25 protein-coding genes are annotated in these 26,754 nt (G+C 62.2%); 18 read left to right on the forward strand and 7 right to left on the reverse strand.

The window, feature by feature from the left end; genetic code table 11:
• The 5 genes from EN786_RS19030 to EN786_RS19050 all read left to right on the forward strand — a co-directional run.
• Positions 1-2,825, forward strand: a 2,825-nt coding sequence (locus tag EN786_RS19030; RefSeq protein ID WP_127311570.1) for an Ig-like domain-containing protein, incomplete at its 5' end; no start/stop codon positions are given.
• Between the two features lie 75 nt (positions 2,826-2,900).
• Positions 2,901-3,269 carry a hypothetical protein gene (locus EN786_RS19035; RefSeq protein WP_127285480.1) on the forward strand — a complete coding sequence of 123 codons (369 nt, stop codon included), beginning with the start codon at positions 2,901-2,903 and terminating at the stop codon, positions 3,267-3,269.
• A gap of 31 nt (positions 3,270-3,300) precedes the next feature.
• Complete coding sequence (locus EN786_RS19040) at positions 3,301-4,590, forward strand: ABC transporter substrate-binding protein (RefSeq protein WP_246688741.1); 1,290 nt, start codon at positions 3,301-3,303, stop codon at positions 4,588-4,590.
• Between the two features lie 109 nt (positions 4,591-4,699).
• A complete protein-coding gene (locus EN786_RS19045; protein ID WP_135908722.1) occupies positions 4,700-4,930 on the forward strand; it encodes a hypothetical protein in 231 nt (76 codons plus the stop codon).
• Complete coding sequence (locus tag EN786_RS19050; protein WP_189340325.1) at positions 4,915-5,910, forward strand: phosphatase PAP2 family protein; 996 nt, start codon at positions 4,915-4,917, stop codon at positions 5,908-5,910. Before EN786_RS19045 ends, EN786_RS19050 begins: the two co-directional genes overlap by 16 nt.
• 72 nt (positions 5,911-5,982) lie before the next feature.
• Here EN786_RS19050 and EN786_RS19055 read toward each other — a convergent pair whose 3' ends face one another.
• From EN786_RS19055 to EN786_RS19075, 5 genes are read right to left on the reverse strand one after another with little or no spacing between them, the layout of a single operon-like run.
• Positions 5,983-6,522: a prepilin peptidase gene (locus EN786_RS19055; RefSeq protein ID WP_127309422.1), complete on the reverse strand. Its 540-nt coding sequence runs from the start codon at positions 6,520-6,522 to the stop codon at positions 5,983-5,985.
• Positions 6,523-6,524: 2 nt separating this feature from the next.
• Positions 6,525-7,067 (reverse strand): tetratricopeptide repeat protein, encoded by a 543-nt coding sequence (locus EN786_RS19060; RefSeq protein ID WP_127309421.1) that lies wholly within the window; start codon positions 7,065-7,067, stop codon positions 6,525-6,527.
• A 56-nt stretch (positions 7,068-7,123) separates the two neighbouring features.
• Positions 7,124-8,074 carry a type II secretion system F family protein gene (locus EN786_RS19065; protein ID WP_127309420.1) on the reverse strand — a complete coding sequence of 317 codons (951 nt, stop codon included), beginning with the start codon at positions 8,072-8,074 and terminating at the stop codon, positions 7,124-7,126.
• 18 nt (positions 8,075-8,092) lie between these two features.
• Positions 8,093-9,064, reverse strand: coding sequence for a type II secretion system F family protein (locus EN786_RS19070; protein WP_127309419.1), 972 nt, complete (start codon positions 9,062-9,064; stop codon positions 8,093-8,095).
• Positions 9,064-10,449, reverse strand: coding sequence for a CpaF family protein (locus EN786_RS19075; RefSeq protein WP_127309418.1), 1,386 nt, complete (start codon positions 10,447-10,449; stop codon positions 9,064-9,066). Before EN786_RS19075 ends, EN786_RS19070 begins: the two co-directional genes overlap by 1 nt.
• 520 nt (positions 10,450-10,969) lie before the next feature.
• On the opposite strand from EN786_RS19075, the gene EN786_RS19080 reads away from it, so the two are divergent.
• The 10 genes from EN786_RS19080 to EN786_RS19125 all read left to right on the forward strand — a co-directional run bounded on the left by EN786_RS19080 (position 10,970) and on the right by EN786_RS19125 (position 19,227).
• Positions 10,970-11,182 (forward strand): Flp family type IVb pilin, encoded by a 213-nt coding sequence (locus EN786_RS19080; protein ID WP_127309417.1) that lies wholly within the window; start codon positions 10,970-10,972, stop codon positions 11,180-11,182.
• Between the two features lie 83 nt (positions 11,183-11,265).
• The gene (gene cpaB / locus EN786_RS19085; protein ID WP_127309428.1) at positions 11,266-12,306 is read left to right on the forward strand and encodes a Flp pilus assembly protein CpaB; all 1,041 of its coding nucleotides are present in this window, start codon (positions 11,266-11,268) and stop codon (positions 12,304-12,306) included.
• A 53-nt stretch (positions 12,307-12,359) separates the two neighbouring features.
• On the forward strand, positions 12,360-13,802 hold the full coding sequence (locus EN786_RS19090; protein WP_135908724.1) for a type II and III secretion system protein family protein: 1,443 nt from the start codon (positions 12,360-12,362) through the stop codon (positions 13,800-13,802).
• 4 nt (positions 13,803-13,806) lie between these two features.
• A complete protein-coding gene (locus EN786_RS19095; protein ID WP_245478170.1) occupies positions 13,807-14,088 on the forward strand; it encodes a hypothetical protein in 282 nt (93 codons plus the stop codon).
• 63 nt (positions 14,089-14,151) lie between these two features.
• Complete coding sequence (locus EN786_RS19100; RefSeq protein WP_127309414.1) at positions 14,152-15,681, forward strand: pilus assembly protein TadG-related protein; 1,530 nt, start codon at positions 14,152-14,154, stop codon at positions 15,679-15,681.
• Positions 15,681-16,199: a TadE/TadG family type IV pilus assembly protein gene (locus tag EN786_RS19105; protein WP_127309427.1), complete on the forward strand. Its 519-nt coding sequence runs from the start codon at positions 15,681-15,683 to the stop codon at positions 16,197-16,199. The genes EN786_RS19100 and EN786_RS19105 overlap by 1 nt, the downstream gene beginning before the upstream one ends.
• Positions 16,199-16,834 (forward strand): TadE/TadG family type IV pilus assembly protein, encoded by a 636-nt coding sequence (locus tag EN786_RS19110; protein WP_245478173.1) that lies wholly within the window; start codon positions 16,199-16,201, stop codon positions 16,832-16,834. The genes EN786_RS19105 and EN786_RS19110 overlap by 1 nt, the downstream gene beginning before the upstream one ends.
• The gene (locus EN786_RS19115) at positions 16,831-17,994 is read left to right on the forward strand and encodes an AAA family ATPase (protein WP_127309413.1); all 1,164 of its coding nucleotides are present in this window, start codon (positions 16,831-16,833) and stop codon (positions 17,992-17,994) included. Before EN786_RS19110 ends, EN786_RS19115 begins: the two co-directional genes overlap by 4 nt.
• Positions 17,995-18,139: 145 nt before the next feature.
• Entirely contained in the window at positions 18,140-18,667 is a 528-nt protein-coding gene (locus tag EN786_RS19120) for a L,D-transpeptidase (RefSeq protein WP_127309412.1), read from the forward strand.
• 20 nt (positions 18,668-18,687) lie between these two features.
• Positions 18,688-19,227, forward strand: coding sequence for a hypothetical protein (locus EN786_RS19125; RefSeq protein ID WP_245478169.1), 540 nt, complete (start codon positions 18,688-18,690; stop codon positions 19,225-19,227).
• Positions 19,228-19,263: 36 nt separating this feature from the next.
• Here EN786_RS19125 and EN786_RS19130 read toward each other — a convergent pair whose 3' ends face one another.
• Positions 19,264-19,800, reverse strand: coding sequence for a hypothetical protein (locus EN786_RS19130; RefSeq protein WP_135908726.1), 537 nt, complete (start codon positions 19,798-19,800; stop codon positions 19,264-19,266).
• A gap of 234 nt (positions 19,801-20,034) precedes the next feature.
• Between EN786_RS19130 and EN786_RS19135 the strand changes: the two genes are divergently transcribed.
• From EN786_RS19135 to EN786_RS19145, 3 genes are all read left to right on the forward strand, one after another.
• A complete protein-coding gene (locus tag EN786_RS19135) occupies positions 20,035-20,739 on the forward strand; it encodes a thermonuclease family protein (RefSeq protein WP_127309410.1) in 705 nt (234 codons plus the stop codon).
• 220 nt (positions 20,740-20,959) lie between these two features.
• Positions 20,960-21,706, forward strand: coding sequence for a GGDEF domain-containing protein (locus tag EN786_RS19140; protein WP_245478168.1), 747 nt, complete (start codon positions 20,960-20,962; stop codon positions 21,704-21,706).
• A gap of 184 nt (positions 21,707-21,890) precedes the next feature.
• Positions 21,891-25,460, forward strand: a complete 3,570-nt coding sequence (locus EN786_RS19145) for a CHASE domain-containing protein (protein WP_127309409.1) — start codon at positions 21,891-21,893, stop codon at positions 25,458-25,460.
• A 73-nt stretch (positions 25,461-25,533) separates the two neighbouring features.
• Here EN786_RS19145 and EN786_RS19150 read toward each other — a convergent pair whose 3' ends face one another.
• The gene (locus EN786_RS19150; protein ID WP_127309408.1) at positions 25,534-26,751 is read right to left on the reverse strand and encodes an FAD-dependent oxidoreductase; all 1,218 of its coding nucleotides are present in this window, start codon (positions 26,749-26,751) and stop codon (positions 25,534-25,536) included.
• Positions 26,752-26,754 lie beyond the last annotated feature (3 nt).

Consider the following 26,754-nt stretch of genomic DNA (forward strand, 5'->3'; position numbering starts at 1 on the left):
ACATCGTCGACGACGTGCCATCGGCCTATGCCAACACCAACAGCGTCTCGGAAGGCGCGCAGGTCTCGGGCAATGTGCTGAGCGACGGAACGCCTGACGTGCTCGGCGCCGACGGCGCGGCGCCCGGCGGCGCGGTGACCGGCGTGGCCACCGGCTCGAACGTCTCCAACCCGGTGAGCGGCAATCTCGGCGGCGCCGGGATCGCGGGCCAGTACGGCACGCTGGTACTCAACGCCAACGGCACCTACACCTACACGGCCAATCCCAACGCGGTGACCACCAACGCGGTCGACCACTTCGTCTACACCATCACCGATGGCGACGGCGACACCTCGACGGTGACGCTGGACATCACCGTCAACAACGTCACGGTGACCGCCTCCGACACCGACGCGCTGGTCTATGAGAAGGGCCTGCCGGCGGGCAGCGACGCGGCCGGCAATAGCGAGATATTCAACGGCGCCATCACGCCGGCCGGCGGCACGGGGCCCTATACCTATACGCTCAACTCATCGGCCACCGGCAGCTACGGCAACCTGGTGCTCAATGCAGACGGCACCTACACCTACACGCTGACCCATACCTATGACGGCGCGACCCTCAACAACGGCATCACCACCGAACAGGACAAGGACAGCTTCACCTATACGGTGACCGACGCACACGGCAACACAACCACCGGCACCATCCTGGTCGACATCGTCGACGACGTGCCATCGGCCTATGCCAACACCAACAGCGTCTCGGAAGGCGCGCAGGTCTCGGGCAATGTGCTGAGCGACGGAACGCCTGACGTGCTCGGCGCCGACGGCGCGGCGCCCGGCGGCGCGGTGACCGGCGTGGCCACCGGCTCGAACGTCTCCAACCCGGTGAGCGGCAATCTCGGCGGCGCCGGGATCGCGGGCCAGTACGGCACGCTGGTGCTCAACGCCAACGGCACCTACACCTACACGGCCAATCCCAACGCGGTGACCACCAACGCGGTCGACCACTTCGTCTACACCATCACCGATGGCGACGGCGACACCTCGACGGTGACGCTGGACATCACCGTCAACAACGTCACGGTGACCGCCTCCGACACCGACGCGCTGGTCTATGAGAAGGGCCTGCCGGCGGGCAGCGACGCGGCCGGCAATAGCGAGATATTCAACGGCGCCATCACGCCGGCCGGCGGCACGGGGCCCTATACCTATACGCTCAACTCATCGGCCACCGGCAGCTACGGCAACCTGGTGCTCAATGCAGACGGCACCTACACCTACACGCTGACCCATACCTATGACGGCGCGACCCTCAACAACGGCATCACCACCGAACAGGACAAGGACAGCTTCACCTATACGGTGACCGACGCACACGGCAACACAACCACCGGCACCATCCTGGTCGACATCGTCGACGACGTGTCATCCTTCACCCTCGTCAATGATGGGAACGCCGATGGCATCGTCAGCTTGTCGGCACTCAATCCGGCAACAGCTACCACCTACGACGGCCAGTTCGCCGAGTGGCAGTACGGGGCGGATGGGTTCGGCGGCATCACGGCCACAGGGCAGAATGTACAAGTTGCCTCCAGCTCGGCATCCCAGATCGTGCTCAACCTGTACGAAGGAGCTGATATCGTTGCCGTCCTAACTCTGAATGCCAACGGCACCGACTCGCTGGAAGTTCTGCACCGGGCAGGTGATGTCGTCTTTACTCCAATCGCCGCGACTTCAGCGACAGCCGGAGGGCCGACAGGTTCACTGATCGTGGATTTGGGTGCTGCCACGGACTTCAACATTCTTGTTACCGGCGATGACGGCGTGGCCCCCACCGGCCAAAGCGGGGATTTGGTGAACACCAGTAATCAAGGTTGGGCGGTCAAGGGTAGCTCCGGCCAGACAAATGACCCCGGTGAATCCATAAAATTCGCATTCGTCAACGATAGTAACAATACGACCCCTCACAGCGTCGACGATTTCAAGTTCACGACCGAGGGCTACACGGGCGGCATGTCAACGGCCAAAATCACCGTCCTCGTTTACACCGATGCCACGCATTATGATCAGGTGACGCTCAACGTGACTTCGGGCCAGGTCATCCAGGTCAGCCAGCTTGACTGGTCGGCTGTCGCGGGTACCGCCAACTATGTAGCCGGCGATGACATCTACGCGGTCAAAGTCCTCAGCGATGCCTCAAATGGCGGCGGGTTCCGCCTGAATGGCGTCGAGGTCGGCTCGCAATCAGAAACGCCGCCGGCAGATCTCGACTTCAACGGCATCAAAGTATCCATTACGGATGGCGACGGCGATGTTGCGACGCAAACCTTCAACGTCCATATCGATGGCACGACGGGCGATCATCTGACGGTTGAGGCCATTGCCGGAACTTCCGGAAACGACAACCTGCTTGGCACTTCCGGCAACGACACGCTGATCGGCGGCATTGGAGCCGACACGCTGAATGGCGGCGACGGCAACGACCTGCTGATCGGCGGCGCCGGGCAGGACACGCTTACCGGCGGCACGGGCGCCGATACGTTCAAGCTTGACGGGCTCGACATCAAGGATCTGATCGTCGACTACAGCGGTGTCGGCGGGCACGGCGACAAAATCGACCTTTCGTCCTTGTTCGACACTGCTCCTGGCGGCGCCAATGTCGGCGACTTCGTCAACTACAATGCAGCGACCGGCACGCTCAGCGTCGATGCCGACGGCACGGCCAACGGCGCCAATTTCGTCGACGTCGCGACGCTGCAGAACCTGCCGGCGGCCAACACCATCACGCTGCTCTACGACGACGGCACGACCACGCACACGACCACGGCAAATCTAGTCTAGCGGCATGGCGCAACGGGACATCGCCATGCTATGTATTAGCAACTCGTATATTGGGATTATGGAGGGGACTTTATCATGAAGCGTTCCGCAAGATTGCTGGTGTCGGCCGCGGCCCTGTTGCTGGTCGGATCGGCAGGGCGTGCCGCCGACATCATCGAAGGCCCGACGGCCGACTACTGCCGCACCGTCGGGACGTCCAACCTGGTGCTGACCGACAACATCGCCGACCTGAAGACCCAGGTGGTGAAGCTGATGGACGAGTCGGTCGCCGTGGCCAAAAGCCCGGAGTGGATCCACTCGTCGCGCCCCGCCTTCGTCTGGGCTTCGGAAGCCAAGGCTTACTGCGGCATGGCCTATGGCTACCTGAAGACGAACTACAAGGACGAAGACACGCTCAACAAATGCGAGTGCTTCCACGATCGCATGGTCGAGTACATGAACTGACCTGAAGGGCGAGCGCGCCAACAGACTGGTGATGACAGCCCCGAAAGCCTTGCCGCTCGCCGCCGCGAGCCTGGCGCCGGTTGCCGCGCATGCCGGCGCGGCGCTTCGCGGCATTTCCAACAGACGGCACCCGCCCTCGCCACAAGCGTGGGCAATCGCGTTTGCGCTGGCGGCCGCCTTGTCCGGCTGCCAGTCGAAAGGCAGCGTGAGTGAGGCGCTCGATCCGGCCGCGATTGCGGCGCCCGGCGCCCCCGCCGGCGGCAGCGTCGCCGCGGCGCCAAAGGCGATGCAGGCGACGCAGTCGCTGGGCACAGGGCCGGCCAAGATCACCATGCTGCTGCCGCTGTCGGCTGCGGGAGGCGCGGGCGAAGACGGCAGGAAGATGCTTGACGGCGCCAAGCTCGCCATGGCCGATCTTGGCAACAACCTGCTGACGCTGACCGTCGAGGACACGCGCGGCGATCCGGCCAATGCCAAGGACCTGGCGGTCAAGGCGATAACGACGGGATCGAAGGTCGTTATCGGCCCGACCGAACTGCCGGCCGCGCAGCACATCGCCAAGCTGTCGGGCTCGACGCGGCCGCCGGTGCTGGCGCTGGCCGACAATTTTTCCGGCGGCCCCGGCGTCTATGCCGTGCGGCTGAGCGAGGCCGACAGCGCGGCGGCGGGCGCGGCGGCGATCGCCGCCAAGGGCGCCAAGAAATTCGTTTTGCTGGTGGCCGCGGGCAGCGATGCCGGCGCTGTCGAGAAGCGGGTCGCCAACGGCCTCAGCATCTATGGCGCGGCGCTTGCCGTCACCCTGCCCTACTCGCCCGCGGACGGCGGCGCCAAGGCGGTCGCCGACATGGGCTCGCTGGTGGACGCGCCCGATGCGGTGATCGTCGCCAGCGGAGACGCCAGCCCGTCGCCGGTGCTTGCGGCGCTGAAGGCAAAAGGCATTCCCGGCAAGACGGTCTCGCTGATCGGAACCGATCGCTGGCTGGAGCATCCGATCGAGCCGTCGTTCGAAGGCGCCTATATCGCGACGCTCGACCAGAACGAGACCGGGTCGATCGCCGACCGTTTCAACGCGGCCTTCCACTACCCGGCCGACGTCAATGTCGCCTATGCCTACGACATGGTGGCGCTGACCGCGGGCGTGGTGAGCGCCGTCGGGCCGAACGGCTTCAGCAAGCAGGTGCTGGAAAACGCCAGCGGCTTCCGCGGCTCGACCGGCCTGTTCCGCTTCCGTGCCGACGGCTCCAGCCAGCGCACGATGCCGTTCTACCGGGTCGAGAAGGGCGCGCTGAAGCTGGTGGCGAAGTCGACTGCGGGGTTTTGAGGGGATGAGCGCCGGGGTCTATTTGGGGATGAATGGACGCCTCTGAAATGGCTTTGGCAAGGGGCGAATGTCCGGCCTATCAATTCAGAATTCTGGCGATGGAGGTTGATTGCGTTTTGGTGTCGCCCGTCGCATTCTCCGGTCGGGAGCGGGGTTTCATGTGGACTTCCTGAAGAGGCTTTTCATTGTGGCGCTTGCTGGCGCGGTCAGCGCAGGTGCTGTTGCGCTCATTGAACACCTGATCCTTGAGCCCCCAAGACCGACGGTCTCCGGCGAACCACCGCCTCTCCCCATTGTCAAGAAGAAGCCGGTGCGGCAATGGAAATGGCGCCTGACCTAGCCGTCGAACGACGGCGATTCTCTGCTTCCGCAAAGCTCGCAGTCTTCTGCCTTTGCTACGCCGGGCTCGCAGCCTACCTCTTTCCCGACACCTATTTTACAGCGCTTGGGACCTACAGGCTGAGGGTTCTCTACCTCATGTTGCCCTTCCTGATATTGCTCGGGCTCGCTATTGCAGCGATGATCTGCCGGCCGGGCTCCCCGTTCAGCTGGTTGCGGGACAAGCTGAAGTCGCGAGGCTTCGGCGCGACATGCACGCTCGGAATCTTCATTCTTTGTCTGGCTGCTTTCACCACTTTCAAGCACGAATTCTCGCAGATGGTGCCGTTCTTCGCCGATCGGATCCTGGCTAGGGTCGATGCTGTATTGCATTTCGGCGATCCTTGGAAATGGGCGCGCGCGCTGCCAATTCCGGCCTTCGCCGATTGGGTGCTCTATGTCCTTTATGCGCATATGTGGTTCGTTCTGCTTGCCGGCATCGTCGTCATCGCAGCCTGGCTTGACGATGCCTCAAAGCGTGAGCGCTACTTCCTGTCGCTCACCGTAGTGGTGATTGTTCTGGGCGTGATTGTGAGGTTGGCCGCGTCCTCGGCTGGGCCGATCTTCTATGACCGGATGTTTGACCCTGACATGTTTCAAGACCTCATCGCATCGCTAAAGGCGAGCGCTGCCGGCCCCGACATCCTCCTGATCGCCGACTATCTTTATGCATCCTACACGAGCCATAAGGCGTCGATCGGCACTGGTATCTCGGCAATGCCGAGTTTCCACGTTGCTATCGCTGTTTTGAACGCCCTTTTCCTCTCGGGCCTCAAGCGATGGGCCGGTGTGATCGCCTGGATCTATGTTGGCCTCATCATGTTTGGCTCGGTTTACTTCGGATGGCACTACGCAATTGATGGCTATCTGGCGATAGTGGCGACTGTGATGATCTGGCGGTATTGCGGGCGATGGGTAGGACAGAGGTTGGCCGTTGAGTAGCGGAGCATGGCACTCGCGCCGTGGACTTAGTCGCCAAGTCCCTTATCGGGACTTCCAACGAGCAGCCGCGAGCTAGCTAAGCTGCTGCAGAACTCCCGAACTGCTGGCCATCACAAAACCCCCATATATCTGGAAGGCAATAGCGCCAACAGCAGCTGCCGAAATCGGCACCCCAAACGGCACGACGCCCTTCCGGTCCATATGCTGGACATAGAGGCGAAATGCGCCTGCCGGCAGCAGAAACGGGTTTTTCACGACCACCGCCATGGCTACGGCGAAGACCATTAGCAGCAGAGAAAACACGACAAGGCCGCTGCCGCCGACCAGGAACGGTATGACCGCCATCAGCTTGACATCGCCGGCGCCGATCTTGCGCAATATCCAGAAGGGGAAGAACACGACAAACAGGAGCAAGCCGGCAAGTGCGCTCAAGCCCATGTCCCACCACGATCCGGACTGAACCGACAGAAGTTGCAGGGACCCCAGGCCCAGGCAAAGCAGCAGCAGCACGTCGCGATTGGTTATCTTCTGGGTGGTGAAGTCGACCCAGGCGATTCTGGCGAGCAGAGGGATGGCAAGGGCCTTGAGCAGCAGCGATGCGCCGAGCAGCATAGCTACTGCCGCTCGACGTTCTGCACGCTGGAGGACAGAAGCTTCAGATTGTTGGCCACGGTTGGATCGTTGGGCGCCAGCTCATAGGCCTTGAGGAAGTTGGTGCGGGCATTCTGCAGCTTGCCGCGCAGCAGATAGGAATAGCCGAGATTGTTGTAGTATTCGGGCGTGCCGCCGAGCAGCTTGAAGGCGCGGCCATAGGCCAGATCGGCGAGGTCGAAGCGGCGGATGCGGTCGCAGGAGGCGGCAAGGCCGAGCCAGGCGACGCCGTCATTGGGCGCCAGGCGCGTGGCCTTGTAGAACAGCGCACCGGCATTGCCATAATTTTCCGAGCGGAATTGATTCTTGGCCTCGGCGACCGCCTGGTCCGAAGCATAGTAGTCGACATCGCTGACTGTCTTCAGCCCTTCGAACGTATCGCCAAAGGAAGTGACGTCGCCCTTGGAGGGTTCGTTGGTGCGAACAACACCGTCAGTCGGGTCCGTCTGGCAGCCGGCAATCGCCATGATCAATAGGCCGGCTGCGGCCGCATTTCGCAATCTCATATATTTGTCCCCAAGGGTCGCCCCCGACTCACATTAGAATCAAAGCTTACGCATAACTAGAAGAAAATGCCCCTCATTCGGATGATTACCGGTAGCAGGATGACCATAAGCACGACTGGAAAGACGCAAAGTCCCAACGGGATCATCATTCTGACCGGCAAGGAATTGGCGCGCTCCTCGGCGTGCAGGATCCGCTGGCTTCGCATCTCGTCGCTATAAACCCGCAAAGCGTCGGTCAGGCTGGTGCCAAGTTCCTCCGATTGCCTGAACAACACGGCCAGAGCCCGTGCCTCTTCAAGTCCCAAGCGGTCAGCGAGTTCCCGCAACGCCTCCCGCAATGGCTTGCCGGCGCGCATTTGCAGATTCATGATCGCAAGTTGAATGCCCAGCCATTTGTGGGTGCCGGCCAGTTCCTGGCTGACGCGCTCGACCGCAGCCTCCAGACTCATGCCGGCATCGGCGCAGGTGATCATCATATCCATGAAGTCAGGAAAGCCGCGCCGGTAAACCTGTTTTTGTCCATTTTCAAAGCGGTCGAGCATAACGCTTGGAATCACCAGGCAGGCGAGACCGAACAGAGCGGAGACGACGTAGGGTAGGAAAGTCGGCAAATATGGCGGCAGTATCCGCGACAGAATCGCATAGCAACCCAGGAAGCCCAGACACACCACACCGAGCCGCGACAGGGTGTAGATCACCGGCGCGCTGGGTTGATAGAAGCCGGCTCGGAAAAGCTTGGCTTCCAGCGCATTTGGTTCGCCGCGCTCCTTTTCGACAGTCCGGAAATAGGCTTGGATCGGGCGTTGGGCAGCGATCTTCGCAAGCTGCTCCTGTCCCAGCAGAGACCGGCGATCGGCAATGCCTTCGGCAATCAGGCTCTGCGTTACCAGTTTTCGCGTTTGTAGCGCCGGCAGCATGATAAGCGCACCGAAAAGGAAAAGCGCTACCGCGGTCAGAAAGACCGCAATGGAAATAAGGAAACTCAGGTCCTGCAAGCTCGCGAACAAATCTGTGCTTCGCCCCAGTTAGATGTCGAAGTTGACCATGCGATACATGATGAAGTCGCCCAACAGCGCCCAACCCCCGAAAATCGTGAACGCAGGCAATATCAGCGGATTGTTCCAAACTGTTCCATAGTAGGAGGGCGCGGTGATCAGAAGGATCAGGAACATCACCACAGGAAACAAGGATATGATCCAGGCCGACACTCGGCCTTCAGCCGTAAGCGCCTTGATTTTCATGCGAAGCTTTTGCCGTTCACGTAGGACCCCCGAAAGATTGGCCAGGATTTCCGTGAGGTTGCCACCGGTCTTGGATTGGATAGAGAGTGACACCGACAGCAAATGCAACCCATCGAACCCGACCCGCTCCGACAGCTTTCGCACCGCCTGTTCCAGGCTCAGACCGAAAGTGATCTCGTCGGACACGATGCCGAATTCGGTTCCTATCGGGTCAGGCATCTCGCGTGAGACCAAGCTGATTGCCACCGATGTCGGGTGGCCGGCCTTGAGCGACCGCACGATCATGTCGAGAGCGTCGGGAAGTTGCCGGGCGAATTTGAGGATTCGTTTGTTGCGCGCTCGCCGCAGAACCAGCAACGGCAGCACGAAGCCCACGACGAAAAAGGCTATGAACCCGACAACCATCGGCAGGTTGAAGACCAGTGTAGCGACAAGCCCCACAACCAGTCCCGCAAGCACGAAGATCACCGCAAAGAGGATTGGATTCCCGGTGGTGCCTGACTGCGTATAAAGCCTGTTTAGACCTATTGCTCCGAAAAGGTAGTCGCCTGTGGAGCTCAGGCCCCGCTCACGCAAAAGACCTTGTAGGGTCTGTTCCGCCGGACCCTCCTCTCCGAGCCGCTTGAGCCGGCGATTGATAATGCCGAGCCTTACACGCCTCGCCGAGTACGACACGTAGAGGGACTCGACTGCGAGGATCACCGAGGCGGCGGCCAGCACGTAGATGAAATATAGCAACGTCTGCCCGGTCAGCATTACAGCGTAACCTGCGGATTGAAGGCATCCTTCGCGAAATGATGCCCCAGCGTCGCCGCCTCCTGGGCAAAGCGCGGGCGAACACCGGTTGCCCGAAAGTCGCCGATGATCGTACCATCAGCGGCGACGTCGCGCCGAACGAAATGATAGATTTCCTGGAGTTGGACAACGTTGCCTTCCATGCCGGTCAACTCCGAAATGGAGATGACCCGCCGGCCGCCATCGGAAAGGCGCTGCGTCTGCACGATGATATCGATGGCCGAAGCGATCTGCGACCGGATGGAATCATTGGTCATCGGCATGCCCGCCATGCCGACCATCTGCTCGAGACGTGAGATCGCGTCGCGCGGCGTGTTGGCATGGATGGTGGTCATCGAGCCTTCGTGGCCGGTGTTCATGGCCTGCAACATGTCAAAGGCTTCCTCGCCGCGAACCTCGCCGACGATGATGCGGTCGGGCCGCATGCGCAGCGCATTCTTGACCAGTTCGCGCTGGCGGACCTCGCCCTTGCCCTCGACATTGGGCGGGCGCGTCTCCAGCCGGCCGACATGCGGCTGCTGCAGCTGCAGTTCTGCCGCATCCTCGATGGTGATCAGGCGCTCCTTGGCCGGAATGTAGCTCGACAGCGCGTTGAGCAAGGTCGTCTTGCCGCTGCCAGTGCCTCCGGAAACCAGGATCGACTTGCGCGACTGCACGGCGATCCGCAGCAACTCGACCATTGGCGGGCGTATGGAGTTGAACGCGATCAGGCGCTCGAGTGAATAAGGATGCTTGGAGAATTTGCGAATCGACACCAGCGGGCCATCCACCGAGATCGGCCGCACCGCAATGTTGACGCGTGATCCATCTGCCAGGCGCGCATCGACCATCGGCGCGGATTCATCGACGCGGCGGCCGATGGCCGAGACGATCTTGTTTACGATGCGCAGAAGGTGCGCCTCGTCCCGGAAACGGATCGCGGTTTCCTCGATTACGCCGCGGCGCTCGATGAACACACGGTTGTGGGTGTTGATCAGGATATCCGCGATGGAATCGTCCTTGAGCAGCGGTTCGATCGGTCCCAGGCCAAGCATCTCGTCGGCCGTATCGCTGGTCAGTTGATCGAGCTCACGGGCGTTGAGCGGAACGTTTCGATGGCGAACGAACTCGCGCACGATAGGCCGGATCTCGTCCAGGATTTCGTCCTTGGATGCGTTTTCGAGAGCGGTCAGATTGAACCGGTCGATGAGATGGCGATGCAGTTCGACCTTGAGCGTGAGAAAATCGTCGCCCTGCATTTCGGCATCCGGCGCCGGAGCGACCGCCACTCCATTCGATGTCGCCACCACGGCCACAGGCTGCGACGCCCGCGGCTCACTCGGTCCCTTGATGAAGCGCCCCAGCATATGACCCAAGCCCCCAGCAAACTTCCCTCAGGTTGGAAACTAAGCGTTAACCACCAGGGGCACAAGCGCCGAGCGCGGGCGAAAGGATCGAATACTTACAACATAGTTAAGACGAGACGCCAAAAAAATCGTTTTATTTTCGGAGTGTGGATCCAGGAGCACACCTCTACTCCAGCCTCACGAAACGTTTCGCCCTGCAACGTATGATTCCCTCGCTACCGACCCTCGGTAAGCCGTTACATATAAAGGACTATGCACATACTCTAATATGATGAGGTTACCGATATGGGGGGCGCGAGATTGTGAATGAATGGTTAAGGCCGCTCGAAAAATTAATCGAATCAAGCGCTTGCTAAAATTAGACTGGCTTCCTTTCAGGTATTCGAAGGTTAAGGAACTGTTAATCCCGTTTGACTCTGCTTTTTGCCAGGACTTAGATCAAGTCGACGGGGGATGCTTGGGTATGGGGTTCATCCTTAGCTCGTCTCGTCGGGTTCAACCTCCAAAGGGAGAAATTGGCATGAAGAAGCTCATGACGATGGCCCGGCAGTTCCGCGACGACGACAACGGCGCTGCTATGGTCGAATATTCCATCCTGATCGGCATCATCGCCGCAGCCTCGATCCTGATCATCGTCGGCATCGGTTTGTGGGTGACGGGACGTTTCACCGCTCTCTGTACTGGTCTGAATGCAGGACCTGGCTCTTGCGGCGTAGGCGGCACCGGCAGCTGACCACGGAAGTATCCGGGGTCCGGGCAGAAATGCCCGGACCCTGCTCGCCAGGGGCGATTAACTAGATTTGGGGCTTGGGGTCGATGCGCGCTAACACTATCATCATGATCGTCCTCGCCGGCGTGTTCGGCGTACTGGCGGTTGTACTTGCCAATATCTGGCTGGCTAACCAGCGCAGCGCATTGGCGCAGTCGGACGGGGTCAAGCGCGATACTGTGGTGGTGGCGGCAGTGGCGCTGAAGTTCGGCGACACGCTGACCGCGGACAAGCTACGCGAGATTGCCTGGCCCGCCGGCGCGGTTCCGGCCGGCGCGTTCAAAACAACCAAGGATCTTCTTTCCGGCGAAGGCTCGAAGCAGGCATTGCAGGCTATCGGCGCCAACGAACCTGTTCTGGCCACCAAGATCACCGGCCCTGGCCAGCGCGCCACGCTATCGGCGGTGCTGAGCGAAGGCATGAAAGCCGTTTCGATCAGGGTCAACGACGTGCTTGGCGTTGCTGGCTTTGTTTTCCCCGGCGACCGCGTCGACATATTGTTGACCCGCACGGTGCGCGCCGATGGCGGCGCGGACAGGAGTTTTGTTGACGTGCTGCTGCAGAGCGTCAAGGTGCTTGCCGTCGACCAGGTCGCGGATGAAAGCAAGGACAGCCCGACCGTAGTGAAAGCGGTAACCGTCGAAGTCAGCACCAAGGATGCGCAGAAGCTGACATTGGCAGCCGGCGCAGGCCAGTTGTCGCTTGCGCTCCGCCAGGCCGCGGCAAGCCAGGGCGAGACCACAGAGCGCGTCACACTTTCCGACCTTACCGGCGATACGCCCGAGGATGTTGCGAAACGGCAGGCGGAGCTTGAAAAGCAGGCCGCCGTAGAAGCGGAGGCGGCCGCCGAGCGCAAACGGGCCGACGACAAACTGGCCGGGCTGGCTCAGGCCGTTGAACGGGTAGGCAGCAAGCTTGACGATCTGAGCAAGGTCAAGCCGGCTCCGGCTGTGGCATCTGAGCCGCAAGTGAAGGAAATCGTCAAGGAAACGGTCAAATACGTGCAGCCGGAACCGCCGGCACGTGCGACAATCGGTGTATTTCGAGGTATAAAGCTCGAAACATACGATGTGCCGCGACAAAGATGACGCTGGCGCATTAGGATCGACACTCCGAATCAGCCGGCAGGGGGTTAGCGTAGATGCGTGTGTTCCGGAGACCACTGGCGGCAGCCGCTTTCGCCTTGTCCTGCGCATTGCTGCCGCTGAGCCCCGTGGCCAATGCCGCCGACCGCAGCATCGACGTGTCGAACCCGACTATCCATCGCATCTTCGTACCGGTATCGCAGTCTGTGACGATCCAGGTGAACTCCACCCTGGGCGACATTGTCGTGGGCGACGAGAAGATCGCCGATGCCCAGCCTATGACCGACAAGACGCTCTATGTCATCGGCAAAGGTGTCGGCACAACGACCGTCAACCTGTTTTCCGAAGACAAGCGCTCGCTGGGCACGCTCCAGGTCGAGGTCGGTCAAGATGTCAGCGACATGGCCGCGGCAATCCGCCAGGTGGCGCCTCGGGCGCGCATCGAAATCGGCTCGATCAACGGCAAGATCAGGCTGGCCGGTCATGTCAAGGATGCCGCGACGCTGGCCTCCATCGTGGAAGTCGCCCAGCAGTATGGCCCCGACGCCATTATCAACTCCGTGACCATCGACGACAGCCAGCAGGTCAACCTGGAAGTGCGCGTGCTGGAAGCGAAGCGCAACGTTGGCCGTGATCTCGGCGTATCGATCAAAAGCACGAATGGCAGCGGCACGACCAAAACCGGAACCGGTATTGCCGCCGTCGACAAGGATAACGTCGTGCTCGGGTCGGGCGATCTGATCAGTAACCTCCTATCCAAGTCTAGTCCCTTCGGGGCACTGCTCACTCGCGTCATCGACAGCAATGTCAAGGTCGACCTCTATATCGAGGCGCTCGAGGCCAAGGGTGTGGTGCGCACGCTGGCCGAACCCAATCTGACCACGCTTTCAGGTGAGACGGCCAGCTTCAACGCCGGGGGCGAGGTGCCCATCCGCCGCGTTGTCAACGATGAGGTGACGATCGAATTCAAGCAGTTCGGCGTCAATCTGCTGTTCACGCCTGTCGTGATGGACGACGGCAAGATCCATATGAAACTGGCGCCTGAGGTGAGCGACCTCACCAGCTTCACCACTGCCGGCGACCCGATCTTCACCAATCGCAAACTGCAGACCGTGGTCGAATTGCGCGACGGCCAGAGTTTCGCCCTCGGCGGACTTCTGTCGAGCAAGACCACCAAGCTGCAGAACCAGGTGCCGTGGCTCGGTCAGGTGCCGATCGTCGGCGCGCTGTTCCGCAATTCGAGCAATCAGAAGGAAGAAACCGAACTGGTCGTCATCGTCACGCCGCATATCGTGCGGCCGACAAAGCCCAGCGAGCAGTTGGCGACGCCGTTCGACAAGACGCGGCCGGCCAATGATCCGGAGTTCTTCATCCTCGGCCAGCTCGAGGTGAACAAGGACATGATCCGCCAATATGAAAACGGCGAAGGCGTCACCGGCCCCTATGGCCACATGCTGGACGTGAAATCGAAGGACAAGATGCTCTATGTCAAGAAATAAGCTCTTGCTCGTCGTTCTGTGCACCGGCCTGCTGACAGGCTGCGCCGCAGACTATCTCAACAACTACGATACGGTGACGCTGGCAGCAGGCGATACGCAGAAATTCAATTCGCTGCTGCAGACGGTCGATCCGGTCAATCCGGTTTCGAACAACACGAAAATTGAAGGCGATGGCGCTCGCGCCGTCGGTGTCATCCAAAGGTACAGAGTTCCACCGCCCCCGCCACCAACCACGAACATGACGGTCAATGTCGGGACTTCGGGTGTGACCAACGGAGCGAACTGAGCAGAAGGATGCGGTGCGCCGGGCATTCGAGGGGCCTGGCGTGAAGGGGTAAGGGGTAGGGCCATGCTGCGAACCATTCGCGCGTTCTGGCACGATCAGAGGGGAATAGCGCTGATCCTCGTCAGCGTCATGCTGCCGGCGATCATCGGCTTCTCGCTGCTGGCGATCGACGCGAGCCGGGTCAACAACCTGCACAACGACTTGCAGAAAGGCACCGACGCGCTGGCACTTGCCGCCGCGGCCGAATTGAACGGCCGGTCCGACGCCTGGACACGCGCCGAGAACGCTCTGACCAATCTCGTCTCCAACAGCACCAGGTTCTCGGATGGAGGTACTGTGCCGCTGATCGCAGGCGCCGGAACCGCCTCGGTCGACTCAACTTATCCGGCATGCCGGTCGAAGGGGCGGATTTCGTGGTGTTTCCTCGCCACCATTCCAGCAAATGACTCCGACCCGGTAACGTCAGCCAACTACGCCGCATCGGCCACCGTGACCCGGTTCATCCAAGTTCAAGCACAGCCGGAGACCTTCACGGCGTTTTTCCCCATTTCCATTGTATCCTCGGGAAGTGCCGCCAACACCAGCTACAATCTAAGCACCGCCTCGGTGGCCGGTTTCACCTCCGGCGTCTGCAACTACACACCCGTCTTCATGTGCAACCCGTATGAGATGGTGAATGGCACCAATACGGCGGGCGGTGTGACGCTTGAGCAGGCCGTGACGGATCCAGCGGTTCATCGCCGGCTGATCGAATTGCGAATGGTGGGAAACAACGCCGCTTATGGGCCGGGTAATTTCGGTTTCCTGGCGCCGCCGGATGGCGTCGGCAATGGCGCTCAGGCGCTCGCAGAGACAATCGCCACTTCGAGGCCCCTGGGCTGCTATTCGGCTCAGGGCGTAAGCACCAAGACTGGCCAGAACACCGGCCCGGTGCAGGACGCATTCAACGTGCGCTTCGGGATCAATGCCAACGGCAATGCTTTCAACAGCCCGCAATACGGTCCGGCCTCGAATGTCCGGAAGGGAGCGTCGACGAACGGCAACGGCAACGGCAATCAGTGCCCCAACTACAACCAGTTGACGTTCAACGGAACAGGCAACATGGGCCTGCCCAGGGATGCCACCACGCCCTATATGGGCGGACGCATGGGTGACGGAGACTGGAACCTGTCTGGCTATTGGAGCACCAATTTCGCTTCCGCCAGCTATCCCTCTTCGTGGAATACGACCAAGCCGACCCGGTACCAGGTCTACAAATACGAGACGGCGAATAGCCTGGTCGGAACAGCCTCGGCGGGCGGCGAGGTGGGAACCCCGCCGAGTTCGTGCCAGCCGCCGGTCACCTCGGTCGACCGAAGACTGCTCTACGGCGCGATCCTGAATTGCAACGCGCTTCAGGCCGCCGGCAACGATTTGAACGGCAACAGCACCAACCTTCCCGTCGAAGCCTTCGCCAGTTTCTTCATGACGGAGCCTGTTCCGGGTGCATCGGAGGGTGGCTCGGTTTTTGTCGAGCTCGTCGATATTACAGGTCGCGGTGGGCAGGGAACGCTCGACAATTTCCTGCGCGACGAAGCGCAGCTTTACCGGTGATGACGACGATGGTTCGGCTGATAACTCGCCATCTCCGGAGATTCAGGCGCGATCAGCGCGGCACGGTGCTTATTGAAATGGCAATAGTGGCACCGATGATCCTGCTCTTGTCGGCTGGCGTGTTCGAGTTCGGCAATCTCATCCATAACAAGCTGTTGATGGACGCCGGCCTCGACGATGGAGCGCGTTTCGCCGCGCGTTGCAACAGCCAAATCTACACAGATGCCAATCTGACAATAGACTGCGCCACCGTTGCAAGACACATTGCCGAGTACGGCAATGTAGCTGGCACGGGTACTGCACGCGTCACTGGCTTTAACGCCACCATCAACACTTCTACTTGCTACAGCACGGTCGACGCCAACGGGGTTGTTCTCTACCTTTCGACGACATCTCAAGTCTGCGTTGTGACGGCATCGGGCTCCCTTCTTTACAACGGCATCGGCATGCTGTCGCTGCTCAACATCGGCCCGATCACGCTCAACGCCAGCCATCAGGAGCGGTTCATCCGATTTTGATGATGATGAAGCGGTTCGTGAGATCGGAAGACGGGGCGACGATGGTCGAAATGGCCATCGCGATGACGCTGCTGCTTACCTTGACTCTCGGCTTCGTCGATTTCGGCTATGCCCTTTATCAATGGAATGCCGCGACGAAGGCCGTGCAGATCGGCGCCCGGCTTGCATCCATTTCCAATCCGGTCGCAACCGCGCTTGCGACAGCCGCACCGACCACCACCCCGGGCGCCCCAGTGGTTGCCGGCGCCTATGGACCGTTCGCCTGCGGCTATGTCGGTTCCGCTGGCTCCTGCACCAACAACGGCACATTCGACGCCACTAATTTCAGTCGCATCTTTCGCGGAGACACAGCCGTCACCAACGACGACGCCTGCCCCACGCCGACGGCAAACCAACGACCCGGCATGTGTCACTTTTTCCCTGGCTTGCTGCGCAGCAACGTCCTCGTGACCTACACCGCTACCGGCCTCGGCTATCAGACCCGGCTGGGCGGCCCAGTGCCGACTATCACAGTCAGTCTTCGGAACCTTACCTTCCAGTTCTTCTTCCTGAGCGGATTCGGTTACGGAAACCTCACAATGCCCTCGATGCTGAGCACGGTCACGGGCGAAGATTTGAAGAGTACCGCGTCATGAATGCCATCGACACCAAGGTCCTCCCGACCAGGCGAAAGCAGGTCGCCCTGTTCTCGTCGGATCCGCAATTCAAGCGCGACGTATCGACCAGGCTCGATGCGCTGGCGATCTATGATGTCAGGGTCTCGGAGACATCCGAGTTCCTCAAGGGCCCGCCCGCCGATACGCGTCCCGGCATCGTCATTCTCGACCTTGCCAATGGCGAGCTGCTCGGCCAGCCGGGCATCGTCGAGGCGCGCTCCAAATGGGCCTCGGTGCCGCTGATCGCGATTTCCGACGAGTTGACGTCGGAGCAGACGCGCGTGCTGGTGCGCATGAACGCTTCGGACTGGCTGCACAAGCCGCTCGATGCCAAGGAGCTGCTCAACGCCGTCACCTTCCACGACACCGGCAACCAGGGCACCAAGAGCCGGATCATCACCTTCATCGCCGCCAGCGGCGGCGCCGGCGCCACCACGCTTGCGCTGTCGGCGGCGGAATACCTGGCCTCGAAGTCGTCCGAGCGCGCCGCCTCGACCTGCCTGGTCGATCTCGATTTCCAGAGCGCCAATTGCGGCGCCTATCTCAACCAGTTCAACCAGTTCGACCTCTCGGGCATCATCGGCCAGCCGGAGAGGCTCGATGTCGAATTGATGGACGTCATCAAGCTTTCGCGCCCGTCGGGTCTCACGCTCTACTCCTTCGAGCGGCCGGAGCTGCCGTTCGAGCCGCACGGCGCCGATTTCGTGCTGCGGCTGCTCGACCTCGTCGCCTACCGCTTCGACGACATCGTCATCGACCTGCCGAACATCGAGACGCCCTGGCATAGCTCGGTGCTTTCGACGAGCGACGAGATCTTCATCGTCTTCGAGCTCAACGTCGCCTCGCTCAGGCAAGGCAAGCGCCTCTACAAGAAGATCCGCGAGCTGCGCGGCAACCAGGTCAGCATCACGCTGGTCGCCAACAAGCACAAGCGCAAATGGTTCGGAAACCACTTCTCGCGCAGCGAGCTGGAGAAGATCTTCAAGGCGCCGCACATCAAATCGGTCGCGCTCGACAATGCGCTTTTGACCGACGCGCTGAATCGCGCCATCCTGCCTTCCGAAGTCGACGGGCGGGCGCGCTTCAACAAGGATTTGAAGCTGATGTTCAAGGAACGGCTCAGTGACGCCGGCCGCTAGAGCAATTCCAGGAAAAGTGCGCAGCGGTTTTCCGTCCGGAATTGCGTCAAAACAAATAGCTGGGGCGGGTCAGCGATTCCATGAAACGCTGAACCGCTCCAGGCCGCACATCATCCGTGCCTTCGTCGGCGCTTCCATCGCCGCGATGGCGCTTGTGTCCTGCCTGCCGCTCGCCGAGGCGCGCTCCGCCCTCGCAGACCGGCCGCCGCTGCCGGCCATGGGACCCAGCCTGAAGAAGACGGTCGCCTTCCAGACCCCCGAGCAGCCCGGCACGATCATCATCCGCAAGGACGAGAAGGCGCTCTACCTGGTGACGCGGCAAGGCCAGGCGCTGCGCTACCAGATCAGCGTCGGCCGGGACGGGTTCGGCTGGACCGGAACGGTCAAGGTCGGGGCGAAGACCGAATGGCCCGAATGGCGGCCGCCCAAGGAAATGCGCGCCCGTCAGCCGGGATTGCCGGACATGGTGCCGGCCGGCCCCTACAATCCGCTCGGCGCGCGCGCGCTCTACCTCTTGCGCGACGGGCGCGATACGCTGTACCGCATACACGGCACCAACGATCCCAAGGGTGTCGGCTTCGACGGCACGTCAGGCTGCTTTCGCCTGACCAATACCGATGTGATCGACCTCTTCAAGCGCGTCGCGGTGGGCGCAAAGGTGGTGGTGGAATGACTATGATCAGCGACCCGGAGATGCCGGCGATCGAACTCGGCCCGCGGGAAGAAGTGGCCGTCGGCAAGCCAAGCCGCAAAGGCACCATTGGCCTTGTCGTGGCTGGCGCCGCGCTGGTCACGGTGGTGAACCTGACGGCCGCCGTCTACCTCTATCGCGGCATCAACGACCTGCGCACCGTGGAAGCGCGGCTGGAGCAACTCGGCCAGTTCGAGCAGCGCATCAGCGCCCGCCTCGATACCGTCAACAACGGGTTCCAGAGCCGGTTCGAAAAGCTCGACGACCAGCTGCAGGCGAAGTTCAACGAGGTCAATGGCGGCATCGCCCGGCTGGGCCAGAGCCGGCCAGTCGGCGACGAACCGATGGCGAGCGCGCCCGAGCCCGCGTTCGCCCCGGCCAGCACGGAGACGGAGCCGTCGGCCTTTGCTGAAAACACGGCGGACCCAGGATCCGTCGAAATGCCCCCGCTGAGGAAGCGGGCACCGCCGCCTGCCCCGAACCCTGCCTACCAGCGCATCCAGCAGGCGGACGGCAAGGTCTACTACCGCAAGATCAACTGATATTGCCGAGCGTTCCGGGCGATTGAGGCCGAAGGCCTAGAAATCCCGCCGCAGCGCGAGAATACGGATAGCCCGGGCTTCGCCGCGCTGCCTGGCTTCGTTGAGGAAGGCGACGTGGCAATAGGCGCATGCCGCCAAGCCCAGGCACAGCACCAGACTGTTCTTCAGGGTGAAGTCGATCGCCAGCGAGAACGGAATGCCGCTGGGCGCGGTGAAGGCGGCAATCGTGCTCGCCGTTTCCGAATGGCTGCCGGCGGCGATCATCAGCCCGGCAAACAGAAGAGTGGCATGGTTGGCCAGGAAGAAGGCCGCCGACCCCCTCGCCCGGCATGCCATCCAGCAGGCGACCGCGGCGGTGGCCAGCATGGCTGCGTCCAGCGCGATCGAAGCGCCCGCATAGAGGTCGACCTGCTGCCAGAACATGGTCGCCAGGGGCCGCAGCTCCAGCCAGATCCGCCACATCGTCGGGCTGGCGGGATAGGTGCCGAGCAGGAACGTCGCCGCCCGCTCGCCCGCCAGGATGAGCAGCATGAGAGCCGGGAAAACAAAGAGCAGTATCGGTTTGCGCTTCATGTCGTCCTCGACAAATTCCGGGGCCACAATAGGCAACAGAGATTTCGCAAGGATTAACGAAGCTTAACGGGGCGCCTGCTTCGGCATCCTTCGCGCGCGTGCTATGCTGCTCTGCCGGGACGCCAATGCGGCGGGTCGGATGGCCGGAGCCGTTTCATCGGGGGTTGAAGGGGTGCGCTCAAGCTGGTTGCCAGGTCGGCCTTTTGTTCGACGGCGATGGCCGGGACGCCGCCGATGAGCGGCATCGTGTCCGCGGCAAGGTCTCGCCTGGCTATCGCGTTGGGAGGTGTCGAACTCCTGGCCGGGGTCTTGCTGATCCTGCAAGCCGGCGCCTTGATTGGGGTCGACCGGCAGACGCCGGCATTGGACTCCGGAAGCCAGCCAGCGACGACGGCGCCACCCATGTTCGATGCCGGACCGCGGCAGCTGGCGCGCAAGATCGCGCAGGATCTCATCGCGCCGCCCGAACTCGATGCGACCCGGATCGAACGGATCGAGGCCCGCCCGCCGCTTGGCGAACTCGGTCTTGCATACTGGCCCAAGACGCCGATGCCGGGCGACTGGCGCGAGATGCTGCTCTATAGGCCGATCGCCACCTCGTCGGCGATCTTCGAGGCGATGGGCCGGACGGTGGCGATCAGCGGCACGCTCGCCATCGACCCCGACAGGAGCTGTTCCTTTCGCGAGGTCGCCTGGCCGTGCGGCCAGCGCGCGCGGGCGGCCTTCAACGCCTGGCTGCGCGGGCGGGCGCTGAAATGCTTCGTGCCGCCGGATGTCGACCGCTTCGCCATCGCCGCGCCCTGCAAGCTCGGCAAACAGGACGTCGGCGCCTGGCTGGTCTCCAACGGCTGGGCCACGGCGCTGCCCGGCGGCATCTACGGCAAGGCCGAGGCAACGGCCAGGAGCGCCGAGATGGGCATGTTCGGGCCGCCTCGATAGGCGCGGGACCGCTGCCGATCGGCTCGTTCCAGGCTGGCCGTCAGGCCCGCGCCGACTGCCACCTTCGATATCTGTTTTGTTAACCCTTGCGGTGCAGCCTTTGCCGGCACGGGCCGATTTGATGGCCATTCCGCCCGCATGCATCAAATTGTAGCGATCGTCGAAACCGAAATTGCAACACACCGGCCTTATGCCAGCGCATCGGACAGGAGATTGGCCAGTGACCAAACCGACAGCGACCCCCTCTGCCCAAAGCTGGAAAGATGTTGCGTGGCTGACGGTGCTGGGGACGGCCGGCTGCCTCATCCTTTCGCTCGGCCTCAACTATCTGCTTTTGTTCAGCGAGGCGCTGACGCCGTTCGCGCGCAGCGTGATCACGGCAACGCTGCTGCCGCTGGCCATCGGCCTGCCGCTGTTCCTGATGCTCGGATCGAAGCAGGCCGAGATCCGCCGCTATCGGCAGGAGCTCAACCGGTCGGCGACCTATGACAGGCTGACCGGCTGCCTGAACGGACCGGTTTTCACCTCGATGGTGGACAGACGGGCCGCGAAGACCTCGGAGGCCGGGCCGCGCTCCGGCGCTTTCCTGGTCATCCATCCCGAGCATCTCAAGTCCCTCAACCTGCGCTTCGGCCTGGAATGGGGCGACGAGGCGCTGCGGCTCATCGCCTCGACGATCCAGTCGTCGGTTCGCAAGGAGGATCTCGTCGGCCGCATCGGCACCTCGATGTTCGGCGTCTTTCTGCCTGGCGCGACCGAAAAGGACGCCAAGGAGATCGGCGAACGCATCAAGGCTCGGGTGCGCGACGTCTATTTCGCGCCCAAGGGAACCGAGGACGTGCTCGCCGTGCAGGTCGGCGGCGTCGTGTTCGAGCACGAGCTGGCCTTCGAGGATATGTTCCGGTCGGCGGAAGAACGCCTGTCGGCCTCACAGACCGGGCTGGAACTGTCGCATCTGAGCAGCTGAAGAGCGCAGCATTAATCGGACGTTGACGGGTTCGGCGCAATCTCTGCGGGATCGATGCAGCGATCTGCCGAATTCTGATCCCGTCGGGTTGGCTTACGAATGTGCGTGCTGTCGCAGGAATGAGCGGATCATTTCGTAACGCACCGCCGGATGTCGGGGCGATCTTCTTGTTCGTGAGCGAACCATGTCGCGCCTGGTGATGGTTCTTCACCGCATGCAACGGCTGCTGTCGCATGCGCTTGCCAGGATCGTCGCCGTTGCGGCCCTGTATTACCTGACTGGACAACTGGGGCTGCTTCTGGCCGTGCCGCCCGGCTACGCGACGATCATCTGGCCGGCATCCGGCATCGCGGTCGGGGCATTGCTTGCCTATGGGCGCTCACTTTGGCCGGGGATCTTCATCGGATCGCTGGTGCTCAACGCCGTGATCGGCGGCGGCTATTCGGCTGAAACCGGGTGGGCGCTCGACAAACTGGCTGTAGCGGCCGCGATTGCCGGCGGCTCGACCGTGCAGGCCCTGGTCGCCCGCTGGCTGGTCAGCCGGGCGGTCGGGCTACCGATCGATCTCAGAGGCATCCGCGATATCATGGCGCTGTTCCTCGCAGCTGCTCCGGTCAGCTGTATCGTCGCCCCCACCGTCGGTGTGACCTCGCTCTATGTCGCCGGAGTCGTCCCGTACGCCGGCGTGGCACACAACTGGCTGACATGGTGGAGCGGCGACGTCCTCGGCATCGTCATCTTCTTGCCGATCGTGCTCGTTGCCCCCGGCGCCAAGCGCCGGCTTACGTGGCGTGGCGCGCCGCTCGGCGCACTGCCGGTTGCCGCGATACTGCTGCTGCTTTTGCCCCTCGGGCTGACGTTCTACGGCTGGAAGGCAAGCAACCAGTTCATCTACGACCGCAACAGCGCGATCTTCGCCTCGATGGCGATCGAGAACGAGCAGGCGCTGATGCACCGCCTGGCGTCCTACGACCAGGCCCTGGTTGGCGGGGTCGGCTTCTTCGAAGGATCGAGCTACGTCAGCGCCGAGGAATGGCGCTCCTATGTCGAGGTCCTCGACCTCAAGCGCAGCATGCCCGGCGTCAACGGCATCGGCTACATCGAAAACGTTCCGGTGGAAAAGGTAGCGGACTTCCTTCTGCGGGCTCAAATGACGCAGCCGCAGTTCACCATCCATCCCGATGTTCCCGGCGGACCTCGCTTTGTCATCACCTATATCGAGCCGCGGGCACCGAACCGCCCGGCCCTCGGACTGAACATCGCGTTCGAGAGCAATCGCCTGGAAGGGGCGACGCTGTCGCGGGACACCGGCCAGCCGGCCATCACCAAGCGCATCGTGCTGGTGCAGGACCAGACGAAGAGCAACGGCTTCATCCTGCTCCATCCCATGTATCGCAAGAACGTGCCGCTCAATTCGGTCGACGAGCGTCGCGCCGCCCTCATCGGTTGGATCTATGCCCCGTTCGTCGCGCAGAAATTCATGAGCGGGCTGACCACAAGCGAAGACCGCTCGCTGGCGTTGCACGTCTATGACGGCGACAGCGAGGACGCCGAAGCATTGATCTACCACAGCAGCGAGCCCGACGAGACTGCGTCCGCGCCTGCGTTTTCGATACGAAAGCAGGTCGACGTGATGCAGCAGCGCTGGACGCTGTCTTGGCACAGCACGCCCGCGTTCGAGCACAGCGTCGCCAGCCAGGAGCCGCTGCTCGTGCTTTGCAGCGGCATCGTCTTCACTGCGCTGTTCGGCGCGTTGCTGTTCCTGTTCGCACGCCGTGCCGAAACCGTCAAAGTACTGGTCGATCGCAAGACAAGCGAACTGGCCGAGCGTGAGGCGCTCTACCGGCTCCTGGCGGAAAACAGCTCGGACATGATCAGCCGCGTCGCCTTCGACGGGACACGGCTCTACACCTCGCCTGCCTGCATGCGGCTTCTCGGCTACACGCCGGAGGAGCTTCAGAACTCGAACGCATTTTCCGACGTTCACCCGAAGCAGCGGTCCCGCCTCCAGGCCGAGTACGCAAAGCTGGCGCGCGGCGAAATAGGCGAATCGAAAGGCGTGTTCACGCTGCACCGCAAGGACGATGACTGGGTGCAGGCGGAGATCACCCTGCAGCTGGTGCGCGACAAAGCGGGAACTCCCACCGAGCTGGTCGTTACAGAGCGCGATGTCACGCTTCAGCAGGAAAGAGCCGAAGAGCTCAAGCTTGCCAAGGCGGAAGCAGAGATCGCCAAGACAAATGCCGAGCAGGCGAGCGAAGCCAAGACGGCCTTCCTCGCCACAATGAGCCATGAAATCCGCACCCCGCTCAACGGCGTGATCGGCTATGGCGATCTTCTGCTTTCCTCGAAGGAACTGTCCGAGCAGAACAGACGCTACGCCGAGCGCATCGGGACGTCGGCCGCGGCGCTGCTTACCGTCGTCAACGATATTCTCGACTTCTCCAGAATCGAAGCCGGTCAGATCGAAATCGACGCTCATCCGTTCACGCTCGGCGCCTTGATCGACAATACGCTCTCGATCGTCAACGGCATCGCGGCACGCAAGGGTCTGGCAATGGTGCGGCGGATCGACCCGACCTTGCCGCCGCACCTGGTCGGTGATCAGGACCGGCTGAGGCAGGTGCTGCTCAACCTGCTGAACAATGCCGTGAAATTCACCGCCACGGGAAGCGTGACCCTGGCCGTCGACCGCATCGGCGATGCCGGCGCCGGCTCTGTCGGGCTGCGCTTTGCCGTCCGCGATACCGGCATCGGCATCCCTCCCGAACAGCAGGACCGTCTGTTCCAGCGCTTCTCGCAGGTTGACGGATCGGTCCGTCGCGAATTTGGCGGCAGCGGTCTCGGACTGGCGATCTCGAAGCGCCTTGTCGAACTGATGGGGGGACGGATAGGCGTTGAGAGCACCACCGGGGAGGGTTCACTGTTCTGGTTCGAAGTCGCACTTCCCGAGGCCGCCGCGGACGCCGAACCTTCGCGGTTTGTCCAGGCGATGAACGAGACGACGGCACCGGCCCGGATACTGCTGGTCGAGGACATGGAGATCAACCGCGACATAGCTTGTGCGGTGCTTCGGGCTCACGGCCATGAGGTCGATGTCGCGGTTGACGGCACGGAAGCAGTCGCGGCCGTCCAGAACCGGAGCTACGATGTCGTGCTGATGGATGTTCAGATGCCAGTCATGGATGGGCTGACCGCAACCCGGCATATCCGGGAGCTGAATTCCCCGGTCCGGGACATTCCGATTGTCGCGTTGACCGCCAATGTGCTGCCGTTCCAGCTCTCCGAGTTGTGGGCCGCCGGCATGACCGATCACGTCGGAAAGCCTTTCAAGCAGCCCGAATTGCTGGCGGCGATCGTCCGCAACACCGGCGGCAGATCTAACCGAGGCGCCGACGAACCGAGTGCGACCGCAGATCGGGACGGCGTTTTCAATGCCGACGTCTTCGGAAACCTGGCAAAAGTGCTCGGCAAGAACAGGGTGAACCAGCTGCTCGACAAGCTGGCCGACGTGCTCAGAACCCGGCTCGTGTCGATCTCGCCTGACGCCATCGAACGGGACGTCGTCCAGAGAGATGCCCATTCGCTGGTCTCGTCATCGGGCATGCTCGGCTTCGAAACACTGTCCGATCTGTGCCGCGACATTGAGACGTGCTGCATCGATGGCGCCGACCTGATGCCAGCCCTGCAACGCTACGAGCGCGCGCGTGACGCTGTCCTGAGCAAGATCGAGGCGCTCAAATCCGCTGCTTGACAGGCTGGTCCTCGGACCTCCCGTCGGCCATCGTCGTGGCGACCTTCATCGGGCCCATTCGGCGCAGCCGTGCTCAGATCACCGCTTCTTCCAGGAAAGGTTCGTTGCGCGGAATGCGCTCGTAGCAGAAGGGCGACAGGTCGAGCGTCTGGAAGGCGCCGTGGACGATGAGCTCCGACACCGCCCGGCCGACGGCCGGCGACTGCTGCAGGCCGTGTCCAGAGAAGCCGTTGGCGAACATGAAGTTCCTCACCTCCGGGTGGAAGCCGACGATGCCGTTGTGGTCGAGCATGTTGTATTCGTAGTGACCGGTCCAGTTGGTCTGGACCTTCAGCGCGTCGAAAGCCGGAATGCGGTGCCACAGCGCCGGCCAGATATGGTCGTCGAACTCCTCGAAGTGCATTTCGAAGTCGTCGTAGTCGGCCGGTCCGTCGCCCTGCGGCGTGTTGCCGGTGAGGAAGAGTTCGCCTTCCGGGCGCACGAAGGTGCCGGAGAGGTCGATGACGTTGGGCATGCGGCCGGGGATCGGATTGGCGCTGGCGAAGACGAAGCTGTAGCGCTTGTAGGGCGCCACCGGGATCGACAGGCCAGCCATCGCCGCGACCTGCTGCGCGCGCGGGCCGGCGGCGTTGACCAGGGTTCCACAGGCGACCGTCTGGCCGGTCGCGAGGCGGCCTGAAACAACCCGCCCATCGGCGAGGTCCAGTCCGGTCACGGCATTGTCGATGTACTCGACGCCGCCGGCGCGAGCGGCGCGGCGGAAGCCGTTCATCATGCCCATCGAATCGAACCAGCCCTCTTCCCGCGAGCCCCAGGATCCGCCGCCGAGATCCTCTACATTGAGCCAGGGGAAACGCTCCTTCAGCGGACCCGGCTCGAGGAAGACGGTGTGGGCGCCAAGGCTGCGCTGCAGCTCGACGCGCTCGCGCGCCGCGTCCACGCCCTCGGGCGAGCAGCAGTAGAGATAGCCGTGCTCGCGAAAGCCGAGGTCGGGCGCCGGCTCGTCCTTGTAGAAGGGCGCCATGCGCTCCTGGAAGCCGCGGATGATCTCGATGCCGAACTGGCTGATCTTGATGTTGATCGGATTGGAATATTGCTGGCGGATGGCGCTGGTGGAAAGCGCGGTCGAGGAGAACTCGTAACTCGAGTCGCGCTCGACCACCAGGATCGAGGCGCCGCTGCCCAGCGCCTGGGTCAGCCAGTAGGCCGTCGACGAACCGATAACCGCGCCGCCGACGATGACGATGTCGTAGGCCGTGCGCGAGGGGGCCTTGTAGGGAGGGATCGCCATGAT

It is taken from the genome of Mesorhizobium sp. M4B.F.Ca.ET.143.01.1.1, assembly GCF_004792275.1.
Lineage (GTDB): Bacteria > Pseudomonadota > Alphaproteobacteria > Rhizobiales > Rhizobiaceae > Mesorhizobium > Mesorhizobium abyssinicae.

What these genes read in the sequence shown, in the direction of transcription:
- EN786_RS19125 (WP_245478169.1), top strand. Translation starts at nt 18,688, where the DNA reads ATGCCGGCGATCGAACTCGGCCCGCGGGAAGAAGTGGCCGTCGGCAAG.
- EN786_RS19105 (WP_127309427.1), top strand. Translation starts at nt 15,681, where the DNA reads ATGACGACGATGGTTCGGCTGATAACTCGCCATCTCCGGAGATTCAGG.
- EN786_RS19070 (WP_127309419.1), bottom strand. Translation starts at nt 9,064, where the DNA reads ATGCTGACCGGGCAGACGTTGCTATATTTCATCTACGTGCTGGCCGCC.
- EN786_RS19110 (WP_245478173.1), top strand. Translation starts at nt 16,199, where the DNA reads ATGATGATGAAGCGGTTCGTGAGATCGGAAGACGGGGCGACGATGGTC.
- EN786_RS19050 (WP_189340325.1), top strand. Translation starts at nt 4,915, where the DNA reads ATGGCGCCTGACCTAGCCGTCGAACGACGGCGATTCTCTGCTTCCGCA.
- EN786_RS19055 (WP_127309422.1), bottom strand. Translation starts at nt 6,522, where the DNA reads ATGCTGCTCGGCGCATCGCTGCTGCTCAAGGCCCTTGCCATCCCTCTG.
- EN786_RS19100 (WP_127309414.1), top strand. Translation starts at nt 14,152, where the DNA reads ATGCTGCGAACCATTCGCGCGTTCTGGCACGATCAGAGGGGAATAGCG.
- EN786_RS19090 (WP_135908724.1), top strand. Translation starts at nt 12,360, where the DNA reads ATGCGTGTGTTCCGGAGACCACTGGCGGCAGCCGCTTTCGCCTTGTCC.
- EN786_RS19120 (WP_127309412.1), top strand. Translation starts at nt 18,140, where the DNA reads ATGGCGCTTGTGTCCTGCCTGCCGCTCGCCGAGGCGCGCTCCGCCCTC.
- EN786_RS19075 (WP_127309418.1), bottom strand. Translation starts at nt 10,449, where the DNA reads ATGCTGGGGCGCTTCATCAAGGGACCGAGTGAGCCGCGGGCGTCGCAG.
- EN786_RS19135 (WP_127309410.1), top strand. Translation starts at nt 20,035, where the DNA reads ATGAGCGGCATCGTGTCCGCGGCAAGGTCTCGCCTGGCTATCGCGTTG.
- EN786_RS19115 (WP_127309413.1), top strand. Translation starts at nt 16,831, where the DNA reads ATGAATGCCATCGACACCAAGGTCCTCCCGACCAGGCGAAAGCAGGTC.
- EN786_RS19060 (WP_127309421.1), bottom strand. Translation starts at nt 7,067, where the DNA reads ATGAGATTGCGAAATGCGGCCGCAGCCGGCCTATTGATCATGGCGATT.
- EN786_RS19150 (WP_127309408.1), bottom strand. Translation starts at nt 26,751, where the DNA reads ATGGCGATCCCTCCCTACAAGGCCCCCTCGCGCACGGCCTACGACATC.
- EN786_RS19040 (WP_246688741.1), top strand. Translation starts at nt 3,301, where the DNA reads ATGACAGCCCCGAAAGCCTTGCCGCTCGCCGCCGCGAGCCTGGCGCCG.
- EN786_RS19145 (WP_127309409.1), top strand. Translation starts at nt 21,891, where the DNA reads ATGTCGCGCCTGGTGATGGTTCTTCACCGCATGCAACGGCTGCTGTCG.
- EN786_RS19080 (WP_127309417.1), top strand. Translation starts at nt 10,970, where the DNA reads ATGAAGAAGCTCATGACGATGGCCCGGCAGTTCCGCGACGACGACAAC.
- EN786_RS19035 (WP_127285480.1), top strand. Translation starts at nt 2,901, where the DNA reads ATGAAGCGTTCCGCAAGATTGCTGGTGTCGGCCGCGGCCCTGTTGCTG.
- EN786_RS19130 (WP_135908726.1), bottom strand. Translation starts at nt 19,800, where the DNA reads ATGAAGCGCAAACCGATACTGCTCTTTGTTTTCCCGGCTCTCATGCTG.
- cpaB (WP_127309428.1), top strand. Translation starts at nt 11,266, where the DNA reads ATGCGCGCTAACACTATCATCATGATCGTCCTCGCCGGCGTGTTCGGC.